This window comes from Streptomyces viridochromogenes (assembly GCF_001270495.1).
Taxonomy (GTDB): domain Bacteria; phylum Actinomycetota; class Actinomycetes; order Streptomycetales; family Streptomycetaceae; genus Streptomyces; species Streptomyces viridochromogenes_A.
In genome coordinates this window covers 16,859-36,376 of record NZ_LGUR01000203.1, presented here as the reverse complement: position 1 = coordinate 36,376, position 19,518 = coordinate 16,859, and the positions used below count along the sequence as shown (strand labels likewise).

Genomic DNA, 19,518 nt, shown 5'->3' with positions numbered 1-19,518 from the left:
GTTCCCGCCGCCCGCGATCAGTTCAAAGGGCGCCCGTGATCAGTTCAAGGGGATCGTGACCTCGTCCTCGACCGGCGGGTCGACCTCCTGCGCCCGGCTGCCGGTGGCGGCGTAGCAGCGCAGGCGGACGGTCTCCGGCGTGACGTCCAGGCGCAGGAAGCACTTGAAGAACGGCGGGCTGTAGGTCGCCGAGCTCGGTGAGAACAACTGCGTGTAGATCTTGCGCACGGGGAGGCGGAACCGCGCCGTGCGGTCGGGGCGCCGGCCGGCGCCGAGCAGGCCGGCGACCAGACGGGTGCGCCAGGTGAGGCGGGCCGTGGTCTGCTGGGCCCGGGTCAGCGGGATGCCGAGCCGCTCGGCGACGACGGCCGACGCCTCGGCCTCGGTGAGGGTGAAGAAGCGGCGCAGGCGCAGCCGGCGGCCGTACAGCGTGCTGTAGAAGGCCAGGGAGTCGCCGCGCAGCGGATAGCAGCGGAACTCCTTCTCGGTGACGTTCGCGATGTCGACCCGCGGGATGGTGTGCGTGGCGTGCATGAACGCGCCGCCGCCGCCCGCGACCACGTACTGGATCGTGCGGCCGTGGACCTGGACCGGGTAGCGCTGGTAGTTGTGGATGTCCCCGCCGATCGCCGCGACATAGCGGTGCGCCGGGTCACGGACGATCTCGTCGACGGTCCCGCCGCCCTCGATCGCACAGGGGTGGTGTTCGCCGTCCACGTACAGGGGTGAGCCCGTGATGAGGATCTTCGGGCGGGGATCCTTCGACACCTCCCGCAGCCAGGCGCCCTGCTCGGCGTCGAGGGTCCCGAGCAGCCCGGTGTCGATGCCGACGATCCGCACCGGCCCGGCGTCGATCGCCCAGTAGGGTCCCGGCTGGACGGCCCGCTGGACGTCCGCCGACCTCAACTTCCCGTGCTCGGCCAGCCGTTGACCGTCTCCCTTGCGGGGGCGGTGCCACAGCAGCGACCGCAGCCAGGCCCGGCTGGGCGGACGCGGTGCGGGCTCGCGCGGGAGGGGCGGGGCGTCGTCGCAGAAGACGCGCATGAACGCGCCGAGGTCCTCGTACCAGTCGTGGTTGCCCGGTATCGCGTAGATCGGGGCCTGGTAGTCCTGGTACGGCCGGAAGAACTTGGTGCCGTAGTCGTCGGCGCTGCCGACCGGATAGATCACATCGCTCGCGATGACCGCGAACCGGGTGTCCTGACCCGTCTTCAACAGGCCCGGAACGACGGCGTATTGGGGATCGTCGCCCTCTCCAGTGTCGCCGATGACGAGGAAGGAAAACCGGTCCGGGTCGTCGCGCCGGATCACCTTGTCGGCGGGCGCCCCGGCGGCCGTCCGCTGTGCCACCCACCGGCTGCGGGTACGGCCCGTGGGGTCCCCGAACCAGGACGCCAGGACGCCGTTGCGGGCGGCCCACAGCATCCTGGGGTCGAGCCAGGAGATCTTCTCGACCTTGTGCGGCATCAGCCGCTTGTACGTGCCGAGTTCGGCGGCGCCCCAGCCGGCGCCCTCGGCGGTATCGCGTGAGGAGTCAGACACCCGTGCACCGTAACAATGATCTAGAGAAGGCCGAGCAGGGGGAGCGCGGGCCCGGCGCGTCGCCGCACTCCCGCCCCCGGCTCACCACTTACGGGCGTACGACTCCCGGTTGGGCCGCGGCGTGTTCGCCGTGGGCCCGAACTCGTGGTCACGTCCGGGCCGTTGCCCGGAGCCGCCGTTGGCCGGCCGGGTCCGGGGAGCCGTGCCGGACGGGCTCCGCCCGCCCTCGCCCAGGACCAGAAGCGGGTCGAACATCACCACCACCCCGGCCAGTACGAGGAAGACGATCGGGCCCAGGAGCATGGGAAGCAGCAGCGAGGAGGGCGAGTCGCCCGCCCAGGAGGCGCCGGTCGTGCCGTGCAGATGCACACTGACGGCGGCCATGCCCGTGTAGTGCATCCCGGACACGGCGATGCCCATGACCAGGCTGGCACCGAGGCTGGTCAGGAAGCCGCGGACGGTGACGGCGGCCCACAGCGCGGCGGTCGCGGCGACGATCGCGATCACGACGGAGAGGCCCACCGTGAGCGCGTCGTACCGGATGCTGCCGTCGAGGCGCAACGCCGCCATGCCCAGATAGTGCATCGCCGCCACCCCGAGCCCGGTGATGACGCCCGCGCAGGTCAGCGCGCCCTTGCCCGCCCCCAGGTAGCCCACGATGAACACTCCGGCGCCGACCACGACGATCGCCACCGCGAGGCTGAGGACGGTGAGCCCCACGTCGTAGCGGATCCGGGCCTCCTCGACCTGGAAGCCGATCATGGCGATGAAGTGCATCGTCCAGATGCCGCAGCCGATCGACGCGGCGCCGAGAGCCAGCCAACCGGGCTTCCACGACTCTCCGTTGAGCAGGGACCGGACGATGCACCGCAGTCCTAACGCCCCTCCCAGGCAGGCCATCAGATAGGCCGCCAGTGGGGTCACCGCACCATAGCGGAACCCGTCAACCGTGCCTTGCATGAGCCAACTCCCCCCAGAGTCCTGGCCTGTTGTGGAGGACAGGTCTACGTGTCAGGGGTTCGCGAATCAAGCCTTTACCGTCGGTAGCAGTTGAACTCTGCATCACCGTGAGTCAACTCAGGTCACGTACGGGCGAGTTCTGGCCAGAGGGGGACTGTTCTCGACGGCGCGTGCTACGGCACGGGCGTCGGCGAGTCGCGTCCCCTTGCCGCCCCGGCCGGTCACGAGTGGTGGCCGCCCGCGAGATGTGGCACAGATGGAGTGAGTGGCTGAACGGCACAGCGGCTGAGTGCGTTCAGTGAGTGAGGGCGGCGGCGGACAGGGGGTCGGCGGAAAGGGCCGGACATGCAGGAACTCGCGATCATCGAGGCACCGTCCGTGCTCGGCCTGCGGCCCTCCGGGGTCCAGGACCTGCCGACGGCCCTGCTCGACGCCGGTCTGCTGGACGGCCTCGATGCGGTGCGGAGCGGCCGTGTCGAACCACCCGCCTACGACCCGGCCCGGGACGCCGGCACCGGAGTCCTCAACCCGCACGCCATCGCGGACTACTCCGCCGGCCTGGCCGACACCGTCGGCGACGTCCTCGACACGGGCCGTTTCCCGGTCGTCCTCGGCGGGGACTGCAGCATCCTGCTCGGCAACCTTCTCGCCCTGCGCCGCCGCGGCCCCCGTCACGGCCTGCTGTTCCTCGACGGTCACACCGACTTCTACCAGCCGTCGGCCGAGCCGTTCGGCGAGGTGGCCTCGATGGACCTCGCCCTGGTCACGGGGCGCGGCCCCCAACTGCTCGCCGACCTCGAAGGCCGCGGCCCGCTGCTGCGGGACGAGGACGTCGTGGCGTTCGGTTTCCGCGACGCCGACGAATCGGCCCAGGCCGGGATGCAGCCGCTTTCGCCCGGGCTGCACGCGATCGACCTCGACGGCGTACGCGCGTCCGGTGCCGCCGCGGCGGCACGCCTGGCGGTCGAGGGCCTGAGTGCCCGAGCCGGGTTCTGGGTCCACCTGGACGTCGACGTCCTGGACGACGCGGTCATGCCCGCCGTCGACTACCGCCTCCCCGGCGGGCTGAGCTGGGAAGAGCTGGAGACCGTGCTGCGTACGGCACTGGGCGACCCGGGAGCCGTGGGACTCGACATCACGATCTTCAATCCTCGCCTGGACCCCGACGGTACGATCGCCCGCCGCCTCACCGAGTGCCTGCGCCGAGGGCTGTCGGCGCGGGCCCGTGCTCAACTCCCCTTGCCGCCAAGGTGAGTTGTCACGTCCTCGCCGGTACCGGCCGACGCAGCAGATAGGCGGCCGCGGTGGAGACCAGGACGGTCATGCAGGCGATGAAGACCAGCCCCGCGCCCTCCAGACCCATCGGCTCCGCCAGCACCCCCACACCGATCACCGGCACCGAGATGCCCGTGTAAGCCACCACGAACAGAGTCGAGATCACTGCCGCGCGCTGCTCCGCCGGAGACGCCGCGGCGACCGAGGACAGCGCCCCACGGAACGACAGCCCCTGCCCCACCCCGCCGACGACCGCGCTCAGCACGACCAGCACCAGCAGGTCGCCCCACAGGGCGCCCGCGAGCAGCGCCAGCCCGGCGAGGAGCCCGGCACAGCCCAGTGGCAGCGATCGCCCGACCCCCACCCGGTCGACGGCCAGTTGGCCGGCGGTAGAGGCGAAGAACGCCAGCGCCACGACCAGCCCGCTCACGGCGTGGTTGCGTTCGTCCAGCGACTGGGCGAGGAACGCGGGGCTGACCGAGGTGAACACCCCGAACAGGGCGAAGCCCACGAACGAGGCGGTGGCGGCCGGCCCGAACACCGACCGCACCTGCGGGGGCAGGCTGGGCCGTTGCGGCCGTACGGCACGCGGTGAACTCCGCTCCCGTACGGTCTCCGGAAGCGACGTCAGCACGACGGCCGCGCCCGCCACCAGGGCGAGGTGCACGGCGAACGGCAGATACAGCGGCCAAGGGGCGTACTGCGCCAGCACTCCGGCAAGCAGCGGGCCGCAGCCCAGCCCGCCCATGTTGGCGGCGGTCGCCACCAGGGTGGCCCGGGCGGCGCCACCGGGCGGCGCCAGCTCCATCACGTACGCCGTGGCGGCCCCGGTGAGCAGACCGGCGGACAGCCCCGACAGCAGCCGCCCCACGAACAGCCAGCCCAGCCCCGTCGCGCACAGGAAACAGACGGCACTCGCGGCCGCGAAGCCCAGGCCCCACCGGATCACCGGGCGTCTGCCCACCGTGTCCGAGGCGTTGCCCGCGAGCAGCAGCACGCCGATGACCGCGAAGGCGTACACGGCGTAGACGACGGTGACCATCAGCTCGGAGAAGCCGAACTTCTCCTGGTAGTGGCCGTAGAGGGGAGTCGGGAGCGTGGTGCCGGCCATGCACACGGCGAACACCGCCCCGCTGAGCACACACGCACGCCACCCTCGGCGGTCACCGTCCATGGCGCCGACGGTAACGCCGCCCACCGCCCGGACCCGGCCCGGCACGCCACCGGCCGGTCAGGCGTCGTACTCGTCGGGCAGCCGCATACCTGGCCCGCCGACCTCGAGCCCGAGAGGTTCCGCGCGCCCCTCCGGCTCCTCCCACGCCTCCTGGCGGCCGAGGGCGGTGAGGTCGAGGTACGGGTAGCCGTTGTGGAACTCCTCGATCCCGCGGCCGAACGTGGCGTACGTGTGGAAGACCTCGTCGCCGACCCGCAGGAACGCGCTGATGCCCGGATAGTCGCCCCGCCACTCCTGCGACCACTCCGTGCCGGCCTCGGCGAGCTCGGCCTCGGAACGGAGGTTGACCTGCACCGGAGCGACCCGGTCGTCGACGGTGGCGTGGAAGTCGTAGTTGAAGTCGCTGCCGGCCGAGGAGTACCAGGGGAACGTCCACCCCATGCGCGCGCGGTACGCGGCGAGTTTCTCGTAGGGTGCGCGGCTCACCGCGACCAGCGACGTGTTGCGGACGTGCAGCTGCCGCAGTCGGGCGGGGATCTGGTCGGCTGCGGAGGAGCAACTGCTGCACCCCGTGTCGCGGGGGTGCTCGGTGCCGTCGGCGTCGATGTCGTAGGTCCACATGAAGTGGTGCATGACCAGCTGGGGCCGCCCCTCGAACAGATCCAGCAGGCCGACCGGGCCGTCCGGGCCCTCGAAGGTGTACGGCTTGTCGACGCGGACCATCGGCAGCCGCCGCCGCGCGGCGTTGACCCGGTCCCGGGCCCGCGTGAGCTCCTTCTCCCTGGCCAACAGCTCCTTGCGGGCGGCGAGCCACTCCTCGCGTGACACGACCTCCGGCAGGTTCGCCAATGAAGTCATCCGGGATCTCCCCACAGGTCTGGTGCGTCAGGCGGCCCTGCCCGGGCGAAGCGGGCACTCCTCCAGCTTGCTCCCGCCGCACCGGCGCCGCACATCCGGGGCCCCGGGTGTGCACGGTGCGCCGGCGCGTTCGTCCAAGCGCCGTCGGTCTTTGTCCATGGCCGCATCCGCCACCACGCGTGAGGGTGGCACCATGACCGAATCCAGGGCCGGGGACCCGGACTTCCTCTTACCCGGACGCATGACCGAACGGCGTCGGATGCCGAGCGGACTCATCGCCCTGGCACTCGGCGGCTTCGGCATCGGGCTCACCGAGTTCCTGATCGCCGGGCTGCTGCCGCAGGTCGCGTCGAGCTTCGCGGTGTCCGAGGCGGCGGCCGGCCGGCTGATCTCCGGATACGCGCTCAGCGTCGCGATCGGCGCGATCGCGCTGACCGCGGCCACGGCACGCCTGCCCAGAAAACAGGTCCTGGTTGGCCTGGTGGCGTTGTTCGTCATCGGCAACCTGTTGTCCGCGATCGCGCCGAGTTATCCGGTGATGATGCTCGGGCGGATCGTCGCGGCGCTCTGCCACGGCTCGTTCTTCGGGATCGGCTCGCTTGTCGCGCGCAGCCTGGTCGCGCCGGAGAGGAAGTCCCGCGCGGTGGCCGTGATGTTCGCCGGGCTGACACTGGCGAACGTGCTGGGCGTGCCGTTCGGCGCGCTGGTCGGGGAGCGCTGGGGCTGGCGGGCGGCCTTCTGGGCGGTCACCGCGATCGGCGTGCTCGCGCTGGCGGGCATCGTCGCGCTCGTCCCCGGCCGGGCGGGCCAGGCGCCGCCGCCCCCGGCACCGGGCGGCCGTCCCGGCCCGCTCCCGGACGCCGGCCTGCGGGCCCAGCTCCGTGCGTTCCGGTCCTGGCAGGTCTGGCTGACCCTGACGGCCACCGCGCTCGGCTACGGCGGGATGTTCGGCGCCTTCACCTATCTCGCCTACACCTTCACCGAGGTCGGCGGCTTCTCCTCCGCCGACGTCGCCTGGCTGCTGATGGTCTACGGCGTCGGCCTGGTCGTCGGGAACCTGGTCGGCGGGCGGGCGGCCGACCACGACCGTGACCGCACCCTGCTCCTCTCCCTGCTCGGACTGACCCTCACCCTGGCCGTGTTCGGCCTCCTGGCCGACAGCGCCGTCGCGTCGGTGATCCTCGTGTTCCTGATGGGGGTGACCGGGTTCGCCGGCGTCCCCGGCATGATCACCCGCGTCACCGACCACGCCCACGGGGCGGCACTGGCCGCGAGCGCCAACGTGTCCGCGTCCAACCTCGGCAACGCCCTCGGCGCCTGGCTCGGGGGCCTGGCCCTCACCGCGGGCCTCGGCTACCGGGCACCCCTCTACGTCGGCGCCGGGATCGTCCTGGCCTCGGTCCTGGTCATGGCCGTCGCCGCACACCGAGCCGGCTCCGCCACCGCTGCCACCAGGGACGCGGACACGGAGCCCTCCACCGCTGCGATGCCCGGTCATGGCCGATGACAAGCTCGACTACGCGCAGCCCGGGCCGTTGACGACCCTGGACGCGACGCAACTCCCGCTCATCGAGGGACTGCCGGACGATCCCGTCGGTATCTGCGCCGCCGTGCAGGGCCTGGTCCTCCAGCCCACGGACGCCGCCGAATTGGGGATTTCCGAGGACCGGATGGCCGAGAGGAACATCCGGCCGGTCAACCAGCTGATCGCCACACTGACCGACCTGGATCCGGCACCACTGCACCGGCCCCGCACGCCCGGAACCCGCGTGATCGGCACCTGCCGTCACTTCGCCACGATCGCCTGCGCGATCCTGCGGGCCCGAGGTGTCGCCTCCCGCGCCCGGTGCGGCTTCGGCACCTACTTCCAGCAGGGGCGCGGCTTCGACCACTGGATCACCGAATACCGGGACGACGACCAGGGCCGATGGGTGCGCGTCGACACCGAACACCTCGGCGGCAACTTCGTCGCCCGCCCCGACGACCTGGCTCCGGGGGAGTTCCTCACCGGCGGCGAAGCATGGGCCCGGTACCGGGACGGCGTCATCGATCCCCACACCTTCGGCACCGCCGGCACCGACCACGCCTGGGGACCGCACGAGATCAGCGGCAACGCCGTCCGCGACCTCGCCGCGCTTCGCAAGCACGAGACCCTGAACTGGGACGAGTGGGGCCGCATGACAGCGGCCTACGAGGGCGCGACCGGACCGGATTACGACCGGTTGATCGACGAGGTCGCCGATGCCTGCCGCCGGGACGATCCGCCGGCCCTGACCCGTCTGTTCGGCCACCCGGACCTGGCAGTCCCTCAGCGCATCCTCGGCTGAGGCCGACCGGTGCACGCCGGACCGGGGACGCCCGGCGCACCGTATCGCCTGCCCGGGGGCTCAGAAGTGCTCGCCCCGGGAGGGGTGGGTCGGCAGGCCGAGGCCGGTGAGCCACAGCTCGCCGTTGTCGCCCGCGCTGATGTCGTGCGCCCGCAGTTCGGCGGGACAGGTGGCCTTGCGGGCAAGGCATTCGGCGATGGTGAGCTCGGCGATCAGCCGGGGCGCGTCAGGATCCGTCTCCGGCAACGCGGTCCGCCACCACTGATGCTCGTCCAGGGTGCGCCAGCCACGCTCACGCATCTGCGCCTGCCGCTCCCCGGTCTGCTCGATACCCCGGTCATGGATACAGACGGCCAGTTCACGCCCATGGTCGGCCGGCGAGTACGACACGATCATGTCGCGGCGCCAGTCCCGGGACGTCCACAGAGTGAAGCCGATCCAGTCTCCCGGGGACTGCACGGGATACTGCTCCACCCACGAGCCGAGCATCAGCTCAAGGCCCGTGACCGCGTGGTCCCAGCTGCCGGCGACCATCACCCCGTTGTACGTCCACCCCGGAGCGTTTCCGGGCCCCTTGCGGTCGAGCTGCCAGGTGTAGGGCAGCGCGTCGAAGCGGTGGGGCTCTCCCTTGCGCCCGGGACGAGTGCGCTCGAAGGCGTTCCATTCGTCATCCACGAACTTGTCGGCGTCGTGCACCGACAGCTCGACGCGGTTGCGGTCGCCCGACAGCAGCACGATCCGCTCCCGGGTGCACCACCGCACGCTGGGTCCTGCGACGGAGCCGCCGAGCAGGGTGGGCGGACCGATCCGCGCCACGATCGCCTCGTACACCGGGCGCAGCGCCTCCCGACGGGCGAGACGATCGGCTCCGGCCGGGTAGGTGAGGACGGTGACGGGATCCGGGCCCGCCCCGGAGCGAGCGAAGAAGGCTTCCGCTATGTCCTGTGTGGGCCCGGCCTGCGTCGCGGGATCACTGGAGTTGGTCATGTGGATCATCATCGCAGGCTCGGGCGGTCGTGCGGGGGAGAGGGCGGGGCCGCGGTCAGGTCATCGAGCCGACGGGCCCGCGGAAGTGTGTCGAATGTGGCGGCCGCCGATCGACGTGAGAGTGAAGGCAGTACTCCCCACGATTCAGGAGCCCTCATCGTGACCGTGACCGCGGATCTGGCCATCTCCCTCGACGGCTACATCGCCGGCACCGGCGTCGCCGTGGACAACCCGGGAGGCGACGGCGCCGAGCCGCTCTTCGAGTGGATCCACGACCTGGCGAGCTGGCGGGAGCGCCAGGGTATGACCGGCGGGGAGGAGAACCGTGACTCCGAGTTGATGCGCGAGTGGTTCGACGCCACCGGAGCGGTGGTCATGGGCCGGATGATGTACGACACCGGCGAGGAGTTCTGGGGCGCCGACCCGCCGTTCCGGGCCCCGGTCTTCGTCCTCACCCACCGCCCCCGGCCGACCCTCGTGAAGGAGGGCGGCACCACCTTCACCTTCGTCACCGACGGCATCCACAGCGCCCTCGACCAGGCGAAGGCCGCCGCCGGGGACAGGAACGTCGACATCGCGGGCGGGGCGAGCACAGTGCGGCAGTACCTCAGGGAGGGGCTCATCGACGAGCTGCAACTGCACGTGGTGCCCGCGCTCCTCGGCGACGGGCTGCGGCTCTTCGAGGGCGTGGGCACCGGGCCGCGGAATATCGAGCCGGTCAGGGTGGTCGGCACGCCGCTCGCCACCCACCTGAAGTATCGCCTCGTGAGTGATCCGAAGCCTTAGGAACGCCGCCGGCCCACCAGGGCGACGGCCGTCCCGATCCCTCCGATCACCAGCCCGATCCCGCCGAAGATCAGCGGCAACAGCCATAGCGAGGCGAACCCGTTGATCCGGGCGTCCTCGGGGGAGTCGGCGCGGTACAGCACCTCGACCCGCTCGCCCTCGTCGTACGACGGCGGATTGGATCCCGTCGAGCCGCGGAACGTCCTGGGCGTGCCGTCCGCCGACGTGAACTCGACCACCGGGTAAGCGGCGGGCTTGTCGTTCCCCCTCGTCCTACGGGAGGCGCCGCTGCCGTCGGTCCGCCACTCCAGCGCCACCACCGTGCCCTGGGCACGCTTCGCGTCTGCCAGGAACGAGACCGACACCCCCGCCAGGATCAACCCGACGACCAGGAACACCGTCCCGAACGCGATCGTCCCGAAGGCCACCCACCAGCGAGCCCGCCGCCCACGCACCTGAACCTGCACAACGTCCCTCTCACTCGACCGAAGTGAGAGGGACGCTATCCCAGGCCCCCGGCCATCGTGCTCCTGCCCCTGGCCAACGGGCGGTTGTGCCCGCGGGTCGTGCCCGCGCCCTATGCTGATGCGGCGTCAAATCCGGTTTGGGGAACGCCATTCGAGCAACGCGGCTCAGAAGGTCCGCTTCAGCAGATCGAGCAGCGCGGCCCAGTGCCGCTCGTCCCCCTCACGGTGGTAGGACGCGCTGTCGGCCTGCGTGAACCCGTGCCCCGCACCCGGGTAGACCTCGCAGTGGTGCCGTACCCCCGCCTCGGTGAGCGCGGTCTCCAGGCGTTCGATCTGCTCGACGGGCAGCGACGGGTCCTGGTCGGCGTGGCCGAAGTACAGCTCGGCGGTGATGTGTTCGGCCACCAGGTGCGGGCTGTCCGGCGAGTCCGTGGCGAGCCGGCCGCCGTGGAAGCCGGCCGCTGCCGCGACCCGCTCCGGATATGTGCCGGCGGTCAGCAGGGACAGCCGGGCACCCATGCAGTAACCGGTCAATGCCACCGGACCGCCGGCCGCCACGGGGCAGTCGGCCAGCCAGCGCAGATAGGCATCGGCGTCCCGCATCGACGCCTCGGGCGTCAGCGCCTGCATGACCGGCACGATGCTCTCGAAGATCTCCGGCCGGGCCCCGGTGTCGATGAACTCGGGCAGGTCGAACACCGGAGCGCGCCCGTGGCGGTAGAACACGTTGGGCACCAGCACCGTGTAACCGGCCTCGGCGAGCCGGTCCGCCATCGTCCGCAGCTGCGGCCGCAGACCGAAGGCGTCCATGTAGAGCAGGACCGCCGGACGGGGCTCGCCGTCGGCGGGATGGGTCAGATAGGCGTCGGCGGTGCCGTCCTCGGTGGGGATGTCGACGTCGGTTCCCTGGACGGAGGTCATGAGGGCTGCCTCTCTGCGCAGTTCACGGCGAACGGGTCGCCGACCCGGTGGAGCCGGGCCGCGCACATGGTTTCACGCACCATCCAACGGCCCGCGGCAGCCCCTCCCGCTTGGGGCCCGCTTTACTCGAACCGGGACGTGTCGCCCGCCCCCTTGCGTACGATCTCGGCCTCGCCGCCCGAGAAGTCGATCACCGTCGTCGGCTCGGTGCCGCAGTCCCCGGAGTCGACCACCGCGTCCAGCACATGATCGAGCCGGTCCTTGATCTCCCAGCCCTGCGTCATCGGCTCGTCCTCGTCGGGCAGCAGCAGCGTGCTGGACAGCAGCGGCTCCCCGAGCTCGGCGAGCAGCGCCTGGGTGACGACGTGGGCGGGGATGCGCACGCCGACCGTCTTCTTCTTCGGATGCTGGAGCATGCGCGGCACCTCCTTCGTGGCGGGCAGGATGAAGGTGTAACTGCCGGGCGTCGATGCCTTGATCGCGCGGAACACGTCCTTGTCGACCAGCACGAACTGGCCGAGCTGCGCGAAGTCCTGGCAGACGAGGGTGAAGTGATGCCGGTCGTCCAGGCGGCGAATGGTCCGGATCCGGTCGATGCCGTCACGGCTGCCCAGCCGGCAGCCCAGCGCATAGCAGGAGTCCGTCGGATACGCGATGAGCGCACCGGACCGGACGCTGTCGGCGACCTGGGAGATGGTGCGCGGCTGAGGGTTGTCGGGGTGCACGTCGAAGTACTTCGCCATCCGCCGAGCCTATGCCCTCGAAGCCTGGCGGACGCGCAGGCCCGGGCAGGCCGGCGGATTGCGCGCCGGGATCCCGGGAAACCCGTCCCCGATACGAGCACGGGTTGCCGCCGCGCAGGGGTGAGGTAACGTCCCGAGCGGTATGTCGTGAGTGAAGTGCAGGACGAGGTGAAGGCCGACGTGGCTGGCAGAGAGGACGGGATCCGTCAGGCGGGGGTGGGCGGCGCCGACGCCTCGGTGTGGGCGCAGGAGTTGCTGGACCACCTGCGGCCGAACGGGCGGGACGTCGGCCGGGTCGTCGCCTGGCTCGCGAACGCCGTGCAGGGCACGGCCTCGCTTCAGGACGACACCGGCACGCTCCTCGCCGGCGCGCGGCCCCACCTGGACGACAACCTCGTCGCGGCCGTCGCCGCCGGCCGTATCGCCTCCGCCGCCTGGGAGGGGCAGGGCCGTCATCTGCGGCTGGTCAGGGTGGCGTATCCGAACCCCGCGTCGGCGGGTGTGCTCGCGGTGTCGCGCGAGGCGCCCTTCGACCGGCGCGTCTCCGACATGGTCACGCACACCGTCCAGGTCATCGAGCTCCTGCTGAAGGCGGGGGAGACGATCGCCGCCGGCCGCCGGCTCGCGCGGGCGACGTCCGATCTGCGCCTGGCGATCCTCCAGTTGCTGATGGTGGAGGACACCGTCTCCGCCCGCCGGGTGGCCGCGGGACTGTGGCCCGGCCTGCTCGACACGGACACGGCCTGCGTCCACGTCGTCGAGTGCCCCGCCGACGAGCGCGACCGGCTCGTCGTGGAATGCCTGGACGTGACGGGCGAGCGGGCACTGGTCGTGCTCTGCCCGGCGGTCGACGAGCATGTGATCGTCGTGACGCCCGACGACGGCGCGGCCCGGGACCTGCGGTCGCTGATCGGCCCGCGCCCCCGCACGTTCATCGGTGGCAGCGCCCGGCAGAGCCTGGCCCGCACCGCCGCCGCCTACGGGCAGGCCGTGAGCGCACTGGCCGTCGCGCACTTCCGTCCGGACAAGGCCGCGGTCTACGCCGAACGCACCCACCCCGAACGCCTGATCGACCCGGCGCCCCTGCGCGGCTGGGCGGCCCGTCTGCTGCGCCCGCTCGACACGCTGGCGCACCACACCCGCGCCGAACTGCTGGCCACCACCCGGCTGGGCCTGGAGTTCACCGCCGTGAGCGCGGCCAAGGTCCTCGGCGTCAGCCGCAACACCGTCCGCGCCCGGATGGAACGCGTGGAAACACTGCTGCGCACGGACTTCTCCGACCTGACGGCCCGTGCCGTCGTCCACCTGGCGCTCAACACCCAGGTGAGCCTCGCGGACGCCCCGGCCGACACCGGTACGCCGGAGGCCGGCCATGCCTCGCTGCGCGATCTGCTGTCCGGGCCCGCCATGCTCACCTGGGCGCACGACGTCCTCGCCGGCCTGGACAAGGACACCCGGGACCTGCGCCGCAGCCTGCGTACCTGGATCGCGGAGGGCGGCAACGCCGAACGCGCCGCGCAGACCCTCGGTGTCCACGCCCAGACCGTCCGGGAGCACGTCCGCAGCGCGGAACCCGTCCTCGAACGCCAGCTCCTCGCCGGCGGCAGCGACCTGTACGAGATCGTGCTGGCCCATCTCGCGGTCGGCGATCTGGACGAGCCCGCCCTGCCGACGACGAAATCGGGCCTTCCGGACTCACTTGTGCACAGGTGAGTCCCGGCGGCGGCGCAGCGGGCACCGACGCGATACCCAAGGCCACCGCCATAGACGTAAGTTCGACTTCCCGCGGGGGCACGACCGGAACGGGGGACCGGTCGCGTCCCCGCGCGCGCAGCCGTTCAGGCCCGCAACCGCACCGGGATCTCCTGCCAGCCGAACGCGATGAACGACGGCACCTGACGCAGCTCCTTCTCATCGACGTCCAGCCGCAGGCCGGGGAAGCGGTCGAAGAGGGCGGGCAGCGCAGTCAGGGCCTCGACGCGGGCCAGCGGGGCGCCGATGCAGCGGTGCACCCCGATCCCGAACGCCAGATGGTCGTCCGCTCCGCGTGACGCGTCGAAGCTGTCCGCGTCCGGCCCGTAGTGTGCGGGATCCAGCCCCGCGGCGGCGAACGTCGTGATGATGGCGTCCCCGGCCGGCACGGTCACGTCCCCGACCTCGATGTCGGTGACGGCGAACCGCAGGGGGAGCGACGCGATCGACGGATGCACCCGCAGTGTCTCGTCGACCACCGCGTCCCACCCGATCTCGCCGGAGCGTACGGCGGCCAGCTGCTCGGGGTGGGTCAGCAGCGCGACGACCGCGTTGCCGATGAGATTGACGGTCGTCTCGAAACCGGCGCCGATCACCAGCAGCAGGGTGTAGACGAGTTCCTCGTCGCTGAGCCGGTCGCCGTCCTCGTCGCGCACCCGGATCAGCTCGGTCGTCAGATCGTCCCCGGGGTGCTCGCTGCGGTGGGCGATCAGGGCCCCCAGCACCGTACCGATCTGCCGCTGCACGAACGCGGTGTGCTCCGGACTCGGGTCGGAGGTGTCCATGATCGCGGCGATGAGTGCCCCGGTGTCCTCCCGCAACTCCTCGGGCACACCGAACAGTTCGCAGATCATCCGCATCGGCAGCGGGTGGGCGAGCCCGGCCCTCAGATCCACCACCGGCTCGCCCACCGACCCGCCGTCGTCGAGGGCGTCGAGCAGCTCCGCGGTGATGGCCTGCACGCGCGCACGCATCTTCTCCGTGCGGCGCTGGGTGAAGCTCGGCGCGACCAGTTTGCGCAGCCGCGCGTGGTCCGCGCCGTACGTCGAGAGCATGTTGACCACGCCGACCCAGCCCAGGATCCAGCCCCAGGAGGGGTGTTCGCCGATCTCCGGCCACAGGCGCCAGTGCAGCCGGGGATCCTTGCTCACCCGAGGATCGAGGATGAGTCCCTTGAGCGTGTCGTAACCCGTGGGCGCCCACGCGGGGATGCCGCCGGGCAACTCCACGGGCACGATCGGGCCGAGGGCGCGCAGCCGGGCGCTCTCGGCGGCGATGTCGGCGCCGAACGGGTCGATGGCGAAGCGGTCGATGCGGTCGGTCACGGTCACGAGGCAACTCCTGGCTGGTCGGGGGAGCGAGGGCTGAACCGGACGGGCAGGGCGGTCAGGGAGCGGTGGAAGGGGCCGGGCCGCCAGGACAGGCGCTCGCGGGGCAGGACCGGCTCCAGATCGGGAAGCCACTGCGTGAGCCGCTCGATCGCCTCAGTGGCGATGAGCAGCGTGTGCTGCCGGACCGGGCAGGCGTGCGGGCCCGCCGACCAGGACAGATGCGAGGCGTCCTTGGGATGGCGGCCGCTGGTGGCTTCCCGCTCGGCGAAGTGCGCGAGCGCCCCGTAGGAGACGACCACCGGCACCGCAGCCCTGATCCAGGTCCCGTGGAAGGACACCGGGCCCCGGGCGTAGTGGATGCCGTAGTTGGCCAGTGGTGTCTCGTGGTGGAGCACCTCCACCACGGCGTCCGTCACGGGGCGCGCCCCGCTGGTGAGGGTGGAGTAGTACAGCGGGTTGCCGAGGATGCGGGACAGCGCGTTCGACACCAGGTTGGCCGTCGGTTCGTGCCCGGCGCCCAGGGTGAGGAACACCTGCCAGGTGACCTCCTCGGGGGTGAGCCCGGCGGGGTGGTCGAGGAGCCGGCTCGGCAGATCGTCACCCCGGCGCTCGGCCTTGGCCGCGATCAGCTCCAGCACGTAACCGCCGAACTCCGCCTCGCCCTCGGCCGCTTCGGCACCGCCCTCCATCATCTTGCCCAGCGCTCCGTCGAGCCGGTCGCTCTGGCTGTCCGGCAGCCCGAAGAGGTTGTTGAACACCAGCGCCATCAGCGGCCGCGCGAACTCGCCCACCAGATCGGCCTCGCCCTTCGGCCCGAACCGGCCTACCAGCACCCGCACCGCCCGGTGCACCCGCGCCCGCAGGTCGTGCGGCTCGATCAGGTCGAAGGTGTCGATCAGCGAGGTGCGGTACCGGACATGGGCCGCGCCGTCGGCGAACAGTGTGTTGGGCCGCCAGCGCATCATGCCCAGGATCGGCGAGTCGTCGGCGACCGTGGCCTCCCACGGCCGCGGGTCGTGCGAGAACGTCTCCGTGTCGTGCAGCAGGTCCAGCGCCGCCCGCCGGTCGGTGACGACGTACGCGGGCACGCCCGGCGCCAACTCCGCCCAGCCGACCGGGCCCTGGGCGCGCAGCGCGTCGTAGTAGCGGTACGGATCCAGGGCGAAGCCGTCCTCCCACAGCCGCACGGGTGCCGAGCGGGTGAAGGCATGCAGGTCGGGGGAGTGGGTGGTCACCGGGCGTCCTCCGGAGCGTTGCGGTCGATCAGGTGCTGGACCAGCGCGAGCAGCGCGTCGACGGACGAGTCGGAGTCCCGCGCGTCGCACGTCACCATCGGCGTCCCCGCCTCCAGGTCCAGGGCGCCGCGCAGTTCCTGCTCGGTGTGGTGCCGTGGCGCGTCCGGAAAGGCGTTGAAGGCGACGGCGTACGGCAGCCCCGACTCCTCCACCAGCCCCAGCACGTCGAAGGACGCGTCGATCCGACGGCTGTCGACCAGCACCAGGGCGCCCAGCGCGCCGTACGCGATGTCGTCCCACAGCGCCCGGAACCGCTCCTGGCCGGGCGTGCCGAACAGATACAGCACGACCCCGCCGGACAGGCTGATCCGGCCGAAGTCGACGGCGACGGTGGTCGTCGACTTGTCCCGCACCCCGGCGAGATCGTCCACCTGCGCGGACGCCTCGCTGAGCGGCTCCTCGGTGTGCAGCGGCCGGATCTCGGAGACGGAGTCGATCAGAGTCGTCTTGCCCACGCCGAAGGGACCGGCGACCAGGATCTTGACCAGGTCACGGGCGGTGTCGGGCAGGTGGACGCCCTCGCTCGCGCCTCGGGCGGCGCCGGTCGCGCTCGCGTGGGCGTCCGCCGCAGGCGGTGCGGGGCTAGGTGTGCTTGAGGGCGCGAAGGCCATCGGCCACTCTCTCCAGCAGGTCGGGGTCGAAGCGTCCGGCGGGCGGGATCGGCGCACGGGCCAGCACCAGCTCCCGGTCGACGAGTTCGCCGGCCAGGACGCGCACCGCCGACACCGGCAGCCGCAGCAGCGCCGCGGCCTCCACCACCGTCAGGGAACCGTCGTCCAGGGCGTCCAGCAGGGCGAGCTGGGCGGCGGGCAGACCGGCGGGCGGCGGGGTGCCGGTGCCGGTGAGCACCGACAGCCGCTCCAGCTGGGGCCGGCTGGGCCGGGCCACGCCGCCGGTCGACAGATACGCGGGAACCAGGGGACGGCCGCCAGGGCGGCCCGTCATACCGGTGCGCCGCCGTCGGCGTCCCGGGGCGCGGCGGCCATCGCCTTCTCGCCCAGTCTCGCCACCTGCGAGTGCACCCGGTGCGCGAGCAGGTCCAGACGCACCTCCTCGTCCCCGTAAGCGGCCACGCAGGTGCCGTGGTCCGTCGGCACGATCAGCACATAGCCGTGGTCCGACTCGATGACGACCTGCCGCACCTCGGCCCCGTCCCGGTCGGCGAACGCGGCAGCCGCCGTACGGCACGCCCCCTGCACGGTGCTGGTGATCGCGGCCACCCGCTCGGCCGAGGCCCGGGTGAGCGCGTCCGTGTACCCGGTCACCAGCCCGTCCCGCGTCAGCAGTACGGCGGCCACCACATGCGGCACCTGCAGGACCGGTTCGAGCACCCACGCCGTGTCTCCCGCATCGCGGCTGGTCATCGAGCCGTTCCCCCTTCGTTGACGTCCTGGTGGGTGTGATCGTTCCGATCGGTCTTATCGGTCTTGTCGGTCTCACCGGTGTCGTCCGGCGCGGCTTCGGGCCGCCGCCGCGCCGCCTGCCCGGCTTCCGGTACGGCGGTGGAGTCGTCCTTGGTGGGCTCACCGGCCGTGGTCCGGGCCGCGGCGGTACCGGCCTGGAGCGCGCCCAGTGCGGCGGCGGCCCGGTCCGGGTGGCGTGTCGCGGGCCGCGCCGCGGGCACGTCCCTCGCCGCGGCGGCCACCCGGGCACGGCGCCGGCGCTGCGGCAGACCACCGGCGTCGCGTGGAGCGTGATGCCCGGACACGGCGTCGGCGTCGGCACCGGAGGCGTCGTCGTCCCGGTCGGCCCCGTACCCGTGCGAGGCGGTGGACGGCTCGGCTCCGGAGCCGGTGGACGCCTCGGCCCGGGTGGCCGTGCGGGTGGAGCGCGGCGCGCTCGCCGCGGGCGGTCGCTCGGCCGGGTCGATGTCGCTGAGCAGATGGCTGTCGACGCGCAGCACCGCCCGGACCCCGCCGTAGGGCGACGGCGACGACAGATCCACGCTCAGGTCGAACTGCCGGGTCAGCTGCCCGATCGCGGCCAGCCCCATGCGCGGCGGATCGCCCAGGTCGGTGAGCAGGATCGGCTCGGAACCCGCCACCAACCGCTGCGCGCGGGCGCGTTCGTCCTGGGTCATGCCCAGGCCCGCGTCGTCGACGGTGACACAGGCGCCGTGATGGACGTGCTCCAGGTTGACCACGACGTCCGTGTCCGGCGCTGAGTGCCGCAGGGCGTTGTCGAGGAGTTCGGCGACGATGATCGCGACCGGTTCCACGGCGTGGGACACCAGCCCGGTGCCCGCAGCCAGGTGGTTGTGGACCCGGACGCGGTGATAGCCCGCGAGCCGGGCCTGGCCGCCGGTCACCGCCTCCACCAGGTGCGACTCCTCGCGGGCGAGCCCGACCCAGGCCCCGCACACCACGGCGGCGACCTGCGCCCGCCGCAGCGACTGCTCGTTCTCGTGGTCCAGTTGGAACAGCGTCTGCGCCAACTCCGGGTCGTCGTACTTCTGTTGAAGCTGGCGTAAGGCGTCCTGAAGCCGGTACAGGGCCGCCTGGATCTCGCGTGTCGCTCCCCGCATGCCGGCCTGCGCTGCCGCGTCGATCCGTGTGCGCTGCGTGTCCAGTTCGGTGCGCACTTTGCCCAGCACCTGCTCCAACGCGTGGCCCAGCGCGGATCCCGCGGTCTGCGGATGCAGCGGCCCCGGCACGGCGACGTGGGGATGCGTCAGCTGCCGGGCGGCGGCGGGAACGCGCTGGTGCGCCAGGTGCTCCACCTCGGCGGTGAACGTCGGGAGCACGCCCTTGAGCCGACGTCGCAGCGCGTCGATCTCGGCCCGCTGCTTGGCCTGTTGTCGCTGTGCGCGCAGCAGTCCGCCACCCAGGGCGAGTGCGGACAGCATGCCGACGGCGAGACCGCCGGTCGCCAGGTCCGGTAGTTCGATCATCGAGTCGGTTTCCCAGAAGGTCGGTTCGCGGGCGGGTGGTCAGGGCTGGTTCCACGGCCGTGGGGCGAGGCGCTCGGAGCACAGTACACACCGTCATCGACCGATCTCGCACGGTCGATCGATACTTCATTTCGAAACTGTCCGGGCTCTGCTTACTTCTGTGCAGACAGTCTGAATTGCCATACAAGATAGGGACGTTGGGGTGCATGT

At 71.9% G+C, this 19,518-nt stretch carries 19 protein-coding genes; 5 read left to right on the top strand and 14 right to left on the bottom strand.

The window, feature by feature from the left end; all coding sequences use genetic code 11:
* Positions 1 to 39: 39 nt before the first annotated feature.
* Together ADK36_RS23925 and ADK36_RS23920 are read right to left on the bottom strand one after the other, a co-directional pair.
* Positions 40 to 1,542: a metallophosphoesterase family protein gene (locus ADK36_RS23925; RefSeq protein WP_053198992.1), complete on the bottom strand. Its 1,503-nt coding sequence runs from the start codon at positions 1,540 to 1,542 to the stop codon at positions 40 to 42.
* An 81-nt stretch (positions 1,543 to 1,623) separates the two neighbouring features.
* Positions 1,624 to 2,502 (bottom strand): MHYT domain-containing protein, encoded by an 879-nt coding sequence (locus ADK36_RS23920; protein ID WP_053198990.1) that lies wholly within the window; start codon positions 2,500 to 2,502, stop codon positions 1,624 to 1,626.
* A 345-nt stretch (positions 2,503 to 2,847) separates the two neighbouring features.
* On the opposite strand from ADK36_RS23920, the gene ADK36_RS23915 reads away from it, so the two are divergent.
* On the top strand, positions 2,848 to 3,756 hold the full coding sequence (locus ADK36_RS23915; protein ID WP_053198988.1) for an arginase family protein: 909 nt from the start codon (positions 2,848 to 2,850) through the stop codon (positions 3,754 to 3,756).
* Positions 3,757 to 3,760: 4 nt separating this feature from the next.
* Here the strand turns inward: ADK36_RS23915 and ADK36_RS23910 are convergent, their stop codons facing one another.
* Positions 3,761 to 4,951: an MFS transporter gene (locus ADK36_RS23910; protein WP_048583851.1), complete on the bottom strand. Its 1,191-nt coding sequence runs from the start codon at positions 4,949 to 4,951 to the stop codon at positions 3,761 to 3,763.
* A 57-nt stretch (positions 4,952 to 5,008) separates the two neighbouring features.
* Positions 5,009 to 5,809 carry a DUF899 domain-containing protein gene (locus ADK36_RS23905; protein ID WP_048583810.1) on the bottom strand — a complete coding sequence of 267 codons (801 nt, stop codon included), beginning with the start codon at positions 5,807 to 5,809 and terminating at the stop codon, positions 5,009 to 5,011.
* A gap of 259 nt (positions 5,810 to 6,068) precedes the next feature.
* On the opposite strand from ADK36_RS23905, the gene ADK36_RS23900 reads away from it, so the two are divergent.
* Together ADK36_RS23900 and ADK36_RS23895 are read left to right on the top strand one after the other, a co-directional pair.
* Positions 6,069 to 7,316, top strand: a complete 1,248-nt coding sequence (locus ADK36_RS23900) for an MFS transporter (RefSeq protein ID WP_048583850.1) — start codon at positions 6,069 to 6,071, stop codon at positions 7,314 to 7,316.
* Positions 7,306 to 8,136, top strand: a complete 831-nt coding sequence (locus tag ADK36_RS23895) for a transglutaminase-like domain-containing protein (RefSeq protein WP_053198986.1) — start codon at positions 7,306 to 7,308, stop codon at positions 8,134 to 8,136. The genes ADK36_RS23900 and ADK36_RS23895 overlap by 11 nt, the downstream gene beginning before the upstream one ends.
* Positions 8,137 to 8,196: 60 nt before the next feature.
* Here the strand turns inward: ADK36_RS23895 and ADK36_RS23890 are convergent, their stop codons facing one another.
* Positions 8,197 to 9,123, bottom strand: coding sequence for a hypothetical protein (locus ADK36_RS23890; RefSeq protein ID WP_159029222.1), 927 nt, complete (start codon positions 9,121 to 9,123; stop codon positions 8,197 to 8,199).
* Positions 9,124 to 9,282: 159 nt separating this feature from the next.
* On the opposite strand from ADK36_RS23890, the gene ADK36_RS23885 reads away from it, so the two are divergent.
* Positions 9,283 to 9,909 carry a dihydrofolate reductase family protein gene (locus ADK36_RS23885; protein ID WP_053198985.1) on the top strand — a complete coding sequence of 209 codons (627 nt, stop codon included), beginning with the start codon at positions 9,283 to 9,285 and terminating at the stop codon, positions 9,907 to 9,909.
* On the opposite strand, the gene ADK36_RS23880 is transcribed toward ADK36_RS23885, so the two are convergent.
* From ADK36_RS23880 to ADK36_RS23870, 3 genes are all read right to left on the bottom strand, one after another.
* Positions 9,906 to 10,337 (bottom strand): DUF3592 domain-containing protein, encoded by a 432-nt coding sequence (locus ADK36_RS23880; RefSeq protein ID WP_234329857.1) that lies wholly within the window; start codon positions 10,335 to 10,337, stop codon positions 9,906 to 9,908. The two genes, ADK36_RS23885 and ADK36_RS23880, sit on opposite strands and share 4 nt — an antisense overlap.
* A 204-nt stretch (positions 10,338 to 10,541) precedes the next feature.
* Positions 10,542 to 11,297: a dienelactone hydrolase family protein gene (locus tag ADK36_RS23875; protein ID WP_053198982.1), complete on the bottom strand. Its 756-nt coding sequence runs from the start codon at positions 11,295 to 11,297 to the stop codon at positions 10,542 to 10,544.
* 122 nt (positions 11,298 to 11,419) lie between these two features.
* Positions 11,420 to 12,040, bottom strand: a complete 621-nt coding sequence (locus tag ADK36_RS23870) for an L-threonylcarbamoyladenylate synthase (protein ID WP_030054015.1) — start codon at positions 12,038 to 12,040, stop codon at positions 11,420 to 11,422.
* A 180-nt stretch (positions 12,041 to 12,220) separates the two neighbouring features.
* Here ADK36_RS23870 and ADK36_RS23865 point away from each other — a divergent pair, with 180 nt between their 5' ends.
* Entirely contained in the window at positions 12,221 to 13,753 is a 1,533-nt protein-coding gene (locus ADK36_RS23865) for a helix-turn-helix domain-containing protein (protein WP_048583849.1), read from the top strand.
* A gap of 125 nt (positions 13,754 to 13,878) precedes the next feature.
* On the opposite strand, the gene ADK36_RS23860 is transcribed toward ADK36_RS23865, so the two are convergent.
* From ADK36_RS23860 to ADK36_RS23835, 6 genes are read right to left on the bottom strand one after another with little or no spacing between them, the layout of a single operon-like run.
* On the bottom strand, positions 13,879 to 15,123 hold the full coding sequence (locus ADK36_RS23860; protein WP_048583804.1) for a cytochrome P450 family protein: 1,245 nt from the start codon (positions 15,121 to 15,123) through the stop codon (positions 13,879 to 13,881).
* Positions 15,120 to 16,358, bottom strand: coding sequence for a cytochrome P450 (locus tag ADK36_RS23855; protein ID WP_048583803.1), 1,239 nt, complete (start codon positions 16,356 to 16,358; stop codon positions 15,120 to 15,122). Before ADK36_RS23855 ends, ADK36_RS23860 begins: the two co-directional genes overlap by 4 nt.
* Positions 16,355 to 17,029, bottom strand: coding sequence for a GTP-binding protein (locus ADK36_RS23850; RefSeq protein ID WP_048583802.1), 675 nt, complete (start codon positions 17,027 to 17,029; stop codon positions 16,355 to 16,357). Before ADK36_RS23850 ends, ADK36_RS23855 begins: the two co-directional genes overlap by 4 nt.
* Positions 17,001 to 17,363 carry a DUF742 domain-containing protein gene (locus ADK36_RS23845; protein WP_048583801.1) on the bottom strand — a complete coding sequence of 121 codons (363 nt, stop codon included), beginning with the start codon at positions 17,361 to 17,363 and terminating at the stop codon, positions 17,001 to 17,003. Before ADK36_RS23845 ends, ADK36_RS23850 begins: the two co-directional genes overlap by 29 nt.
* Positions 17,360 to 17,782, bottom strand: a complete 423-nt coding sequence (locus tag ADK36_RS23840) for a roadblock/LC7 domain-containing protein (protein WP_048583800.1) — start codon at positions 17,780 to 17,782, stop codon at positions 17,360 to 17,362. Before ADK36_RS23840 ends, ADK36_RS23845 begins: the two co-directional genes overlap by 4 nt.
* Positions 17,779 to 19,308, bottom strand: coding sequence for a sensor histidine kinase (locus ADK36_RS23835; RefSeq protein ID WP_234329856.1), 1,530 nt, complete (start codon positions 19,306 to 19,308; stop codon positions 17,779 to 17,781). The genes ADK36_RS23840 and ADK36_RS23835 overlap by 4 nt, the downstream gene beginning before the upstream one ends.
* Positions 19,309 to 19,518 lie beyond the last annotated feature (210 nt).

Coding starts and splice junctions, on each gene's coding strand:
- ADK36_RS23905 (WP_048583810.1), bottom strand. CDS start 5,809: ATGACTTCATTGGCGAACCTGCCGGAGGTCGTGTCACGCGAGGAGTGG.
- ADK36_RS23910 (WP_048583851.1), bottom strand. CDS start 4,951: ATGGACGGTGACCGCCGAGGGTGGCGTGCGTGTGTGCTCAGCGGGGCG.
- ADK36_RS23915 (WP_053198988.1), top strand. CDS start 2,848: ATGCAGGAACTCGCGATCATCGAGGCACCGTCCGTGCTCGGCCTGCGG.
- ADK36_RS23840 (WP_048583800.1), bottom strand. CDS start 17,782: ATGACCAGCCGCGATGCGGGAGACACGGCGTGGGTGCTCGAACCGGTC.
- ADK36_RS23890 (WP_159029222.1), bottom strand. CDS start 9,123: ATGACCAACTCCAGTGATCCCGCGACGCAGGCCGGGCCCACACAGGAC.
- ADK36_RS23895 (WP_053198986.1), top strand. CDS start 7,306: ATGGCCGATGACAAGCTCGACTACGCGCAGCCCGGGCCGTTGACGACC.
- ADK36_RS23850 (WP_048583802.1), bottom strand. CDS start 17,029: ATGGCCTTCGCGCCCTCAAGCACACCTAGCCCCGCACCGCCTGCGGCG.
- ADK36_RS23920 (WP_053198990.1), bottom strand. CDS start 2,502: ATGCAAGGCACGGTTGACGGGTTCCGCTATGGTGCGGTGACCCCACTG.
- ADK36_RS23875 (WP_053198982.1), bottom strand. CDS start 11,297: ATGACCTCCGTCCAGGGAACCGACGTCGACATCCCCACCGAGGACGGC.
- ADK36_RS23835 (WP_234329856.1), bottom strand. CDS start 19,308: ATGATCGAACTACCGGACCTGGCGACCGGCGGTCTCGCCGTCGGCATG.
- ADK36_RS23870 (WP_030054015.1), bottom strand. CDS start 12,040: ATGGCGAAGTACTTCGACGTGCACCCCGACAACCCTCAGCCGCGCACC.
- ADK36_RS23845 (WP_048583801.1), bottom strand. CDS start 17,363: ATGACGGGCCGCCCTGGCGGCCGTCCCCTGGTTCCCGCGTATCTGTCG.
- ADK36_RS23900 (WP_048583850.1), top strand. CDS start 6,069: ATGCCGAGCGGACTCATCGCCCTGGCACTCGGCGGCTTCGGCATCGGG.